This is a genomic window from Nocardiopsis listeri (genome assembly GCF_020741345.1).
GTDB classification, from domain to species: domain Bacteria; phylum Actinomycetota; class Actinomycetes; order Streptosporangiales; family Streptosporangiaceae; genus Nocardiopsis; species Nocardiopsis listeri_A.
In genome coordinates, this window is sequence record NZ_DYZD01000016.1 from 1 (window position 1) to 4220 (window position 4220).

A 4220-nucleotide genomic window follows, 5' to 3' on the forward strand; every position below is an offset into this window, starting at 1 on the left:
GCCCCGGGACTTGGCACGGAACCTCGTGGTTCAGCCCTGGCCCCAATGGTGTCGGTAGGTGTCGGAGAGCCACCGGTCGGCCCATCGGGCGTCGGGCGACTCGGGCAGGGACGAGGAGCGGCACAGGTCGGTGAGCCGTTCCTCCAGGGCGCCGGTGCGTTCCAGGGCTTGGGCTCGGGTGTGCTCGCCGCGACGCAGGGCCAGGAGCCAGGAGCGGTCGGGTTCGGGTGTGGGCAGGGTGATGCGGCCGGTGGAGAGGAGTTCCACGCCCTGAAGGCCGAGCCGGACCATGTGGTAGGCGTACTTGGTGTCGAAGCCGTGCCGTTCGACGAGTTCGGGGCGGTTGGTGTGCTTGCCGCCGCGAACCCCCTCCATCCGGTCGCGTTGGGCGCGCAGGTAACCGAGAAAGCGCTCTCCCGCCCTGCGGGAGACGAAACGGTGGGCGTTGGAGCGCAGGTCATGGCCGACGTCGGTGACGATGACGATCTCGGACTCGGGGACGAACAGCGGCAGCAGCACGGTGGGGTTGCCGTCCAGGGCCAGGCGCGTCCACTTGCGCAGGGAGTAGACGGTCAGGTCCAGGTCGTCGTGGCCGGAGCGGGTGTGTTCGGCTCTGCTGCGGTAGATGTACTGGTCGAAGGAGCGCAGGCCGATGACGTACTCGGGCGGTTCGAGGCAGATGCCCATCTCGTCGCGGTCGGCGGAGCCGGGCAGGTCGAGGCCGTGGACGCGGGAGCCGACCTGACAACGCAGCACGGTGCCCTGTGTGGCGATGCGAGCGTGCTCCTCGTCGGAGTGCTTCACCCGGGCCTCCAGGTTCGGTGGGTCGTGCCGTCACCGAACCTATCGTTCGGCCCGGTGCGGTCACGAGCGGTTTTCCGCGCCCGCGACGAACTCCGGGCCCGATCTGGAGGTGGGGCTGGAGACACGTCTGCTGGTGGCGATGGTCAACGGGCTGGGGTCGGATCTGCTCACGGGCTGTGTGTCGCCGGCGGAGGCCGTGGCGGCGATCGACCACCAATTGTCACGACTTGCCTGAAACATCCGTTTGCCCGACGTAGAAGGGGTTTTGGTACTTGTGCGACGGGTGGGAGAACCGTTTACTGGTGCCGTACCCCGTCCGGCGTCCGCCGGGAACCGTAGTGGAAAGACAGGACCGTGCCCCCCGAAATCCCCGAAGCGAAGATCGACACCTCCATCCCGCACAACGCCCGTATCTGGAACTACTGGCTGGGCGGCAAGGACAACTACCCCGTCGACCAGGAGATGGGCGAGCAGATCCGCTCCTTCTTCCCCGAGATCGTCGACAACGCCATCGCCGACCGAGCCTTCCTGGTGCGCACCGTCACCCACCTGGTCCGGGAAGAGGGGGTGCGGCAGTTCCTGGACATCGGTACCGGACTGCCCACCCACAACAACACCCATGAGGTGGCCCAGGCCGAGGCCCCCGACGCGCGGGTGGTGTACACGGACAACGACCCACTGGTGCTCGCGCACGCCCGGGCCCTGCTGGTCGGTTCCGAGCAGGGGGCCACCGACTACGTCGACGCCGACCTGCGCGACCCCGAGGCGATCCTGGAGGCGGCGTCTCGGACCCTGGACCTGTCGCGTCCGGTGGCTTTGATGCTGCTGGGAGTGGTCAACTTCATCGGCGACGACGCCGAGGTGCGCTCCATCCTGGATCGGCTGATCGAGGCCCTGGCCCCCGGTAGCTTCCTGGTGGTCTCCCACCCCACCGATGACATCGACAAGGAGCGGGCACACCAGGTGGCCGAGGCCTGGAACGAGCGGGGCACCCCCAAGCTGACCATCCGGACGGCGGCGGGCATCGAGGCGCTCTTCGAGGGCCTGGAGTTGCTGGAGCCGGGCGTGGTGTCCTGCTCCCTGTGGCGCCCGGAAGCCACCGAGGTGGGGGACAGCCGCCCGGTCGCCGAGTACGGCGGTGTCGCTCGCAAGAACTAGCCGCTCGCCCGCCGGTGCCGGGCGGGGACGCGGTCGGCGAACAGCACGAGGGCCAGGGCGGCCTGGACCGGGACGGTCAGGTCCAGGCCGCTCACCTCGCGGAAGTGCTGGAGCCGGTTGACCACCGTGTTGCGGTGGCAGTACAGGGCCGTGGCCGTGGCCTTGACCGATCCGGTGCTCGTGTAGTGGGAAAGCGTTTCCAGCAAGCGGGCGCGGGCGTCGGGTTCCAACGCCTCCAGACGTTCCACCGCGCGTCGGCCGAAGCCCGGCACCAGCACCTCCACACGATCGCGCGCCAGGGCGGGCCACACGTCCTCGGGGCTCACCGGGGCCTGCCCGGGGCGGGCGTAGCGGACCAGGACGCGGGCGGCCTCGATGGCGGCGGGCACCTCCGCCAGGCCCCGGATGTCGTGGACGCGGGCCCCGGCCGACTCCTCCGGAAGCGTGGGCGGGCGCGTGCGTGCCGGGTCGCGCACCAAAGCCACGCCGTCGTTGAACTCCCAGGTCAGGCAGCCGCCACGGGAGAGCGTGCGGGTGTCGATGGGGCGATCGCCCCGTGGTGGTGTCGCCACGAAGGTCACTTCGAGCACCCCGTGTGGAGGCAGTCCCAACACCGAGGCGACCTCCTCGGCCACCTCGGGGGTGCGCTCTCCGGCGCTCAACAACCGGGCGAAGGCCTGGGCCGCCGCCGCGCGGGAGTCGCGTTCAAGGACGGCGCGCTCCTCCAAGAACGCGGCCTGGACGTCGCTGATGAACTGTTCGACCGTCTCCAGGATCTCTTCCACGTGCAGGACCAGGGTGGGCGCGGAGTCCACGCCGCCGGCGCGTACCAACCCGGCCCACAGGACCCGAAAGTCCAGGCGTACCGCTTCCAGGAGATCGTCGCGGGCCACGCCCTGGCGGGCTCTGCGCACACCCAGACGGGTGGCCAGGTCGCCCAGGTGGGCGGGGACCGGTAGACCGGAGATCCGCCGGGTGAGCAGGTCGAAGGTGTCCCTGGCGGTCTGGCGCAGGTCGTCGGTGGGGATGAGTTCGTCGTCGTAGTGGCCCAGGGAGCGCAGACGCTGGAGGAAGTCCTCCACCAGGCGATCACGGTCCCGGGCCAGGAGTTCGAGTGTGCCGGGCCAGGAACGTGGTTCCGGTGCCTGTGTCACGGTGTCTCCTCCTGTCCGACGTGCGATGACGATGCTGCCACGTCGTGGGTGGTCATGTGCACAGCCCTGTGGGGAAAACGTGGGTGGATGACGATTGAGCGGGACCGGAGGCTGTGCCCAGGATGGATGGAGCCCCGTGCACGAGTTCGGGGCGCACCGTATCTCACCGGGAGGTTCAGCCCTTGAACAGCGATGACACCCGTTTCCTGGCGGATTTCGAGGCCATGAGCGCCTTCGGGGCCACCCCCTCGGGCGGGGTGGATAGACAGGCCGCCACCGAACCCGACATCGCCCAGCGCCGGTGGTTGTCGGAGCTGCTGGTCGAACACGGGATGAGGGTGGTCCACGACCGTGTCGGCAACCAGTTCGGGCTGGTGGAACGCGTGCCGGGCGCGCCCTACGTGGTGGTCGGTTCCCACATGGACTCCCAGCCCACGGCGGGGCGGTTCGACGGGGCCTACGGTGTCCTGGCCGCGGTGCACGCCGTGGCCCGCGCGGCCCGCGACGACGTGGCCGAGGGGGTGGACCCGGTCTACAACCTGGCGGTGGTCAACTGGTTCAACGAGGAGGGCTCCCGGTTCGCCCCGTCGATGATGGGCAGTGCCGTGTACACCGGCAGGATGCCGTTGGAGACGGCGTTGGCGGTGCGGGACCGGGCCGGGGTGTCGGTGGCCGAGGCCCTGGCCGACACCGGTCTCCTGGGGGAGGGCGACGGCCCCGAGGCGGCCTTTTGCGCCGAGATCCACGTCGAACAGGGAAGGGTGTTGGAGGACTCCGGGGTCACGATCGGTCTGGTGGAGGCCTGCTGGGCGGCCCGTAAGTACCGGATCGTGGTGCGGGGAGAGCAGGCGCACTCGGGTGCGGCGGTGATGGCCGACCGTCGCGACGCCCTGCTGGGCGCCTCGATGCTGGTGGTCGCCGCCCGCGAGTTGGCCGACCGTTTCCCCGGTGTGCTGCACACGGCCGTGGGCAGCATGGACGTGTATCCGAACTCGCCGGTGGTGGTGGCCTCGCGCGCCGAGTTGTTGCTGGATCTGCGCTCCGAGGACGAGGAGGTGCTGGCCGAGGCCGACCGGCTGCTGCGCGAGCGCGTGGCGACGGTGG

The 4220-nt window shown here is 70.0% G+C and carries 5 protein-coding genes; 3 read left to right on the forward strand and 2 right to left on the reverse strand.

The features are described from left to right. Window positions 1-30 precede the first annotated feature (30 nt). The gene (locus K8V84_RS00665; RefSeq protein ID WP_304069186.1) at window positions 31-804 is read right to left on the reverse strand and encodes a DNA polymerase beta superfamily protein; all 774 of its coding nucleotides are present in this window, start codon (window positions 802-804) and stop codon (window positions 31-33) included. Between the two features lie 109 nt (window positions 805-913). On the opposite strand from K8V84_RS00665, the gene K8V84_RS00670 reads away from it, so the two are divergent. Both K8V84_RS00670 and K8V84_RS00675 read left to right on the forward strand, forming a co-directional pair. Then, window positions 914-1039 carry a hypothetical protein gene (locus tag K8V84_RS00670; protein ID WP_304069187.1) on the forward strand — a complete coding sequence of 42 codons (126 nt, stop codon included), beginning with the start codon at window positions 914-916 and terminating at the stop codon, window positions 1037-1039. 119 nt (window positions 1040-1158) lie between these two features. Then, the gene (locus K8V84_RS00675) at window positions 1159-1962 is read left to right on the forward strand and encodes an SAM-dependent methyltransferase (RefSeq protein WP_304069188.1); all 804 of its coding nucleotides are present in this window, start codon (window positions 1159-1161) and stop codon (window positions 1960-1962) included. Here the strand turns inward: K8V84_RS00675 and K8V84_RS00680 are convergent. Continuing rightward, complete coding sequence (locus K8V84_RS00680; RefSeq protein WP_304069189.1) at window positions 1959-3116, reverse strand: helix-turn-helix domain-containing protein; 1158 nt, start codon at window positions 3114-3116, stop codon at window positions 1959-1961. The genes K8V84_RS00675 and K8V84_RS00680 overlap by 4 nt on opposite strands. 224 nt (window positions 3117-3340) lie before the next feature. Between K8V84_RS00680 and K8V84_RS00685 the strand changes: the two genes are divergently transcribed. Then, the coding region (locus tag K8V84_RS00685; protein WP_304069190.1) for a hydantoinase/carbamoylase family amidase at window positions 3341-4220 on the forward strand (880 nt) is incomplete at its 3' end.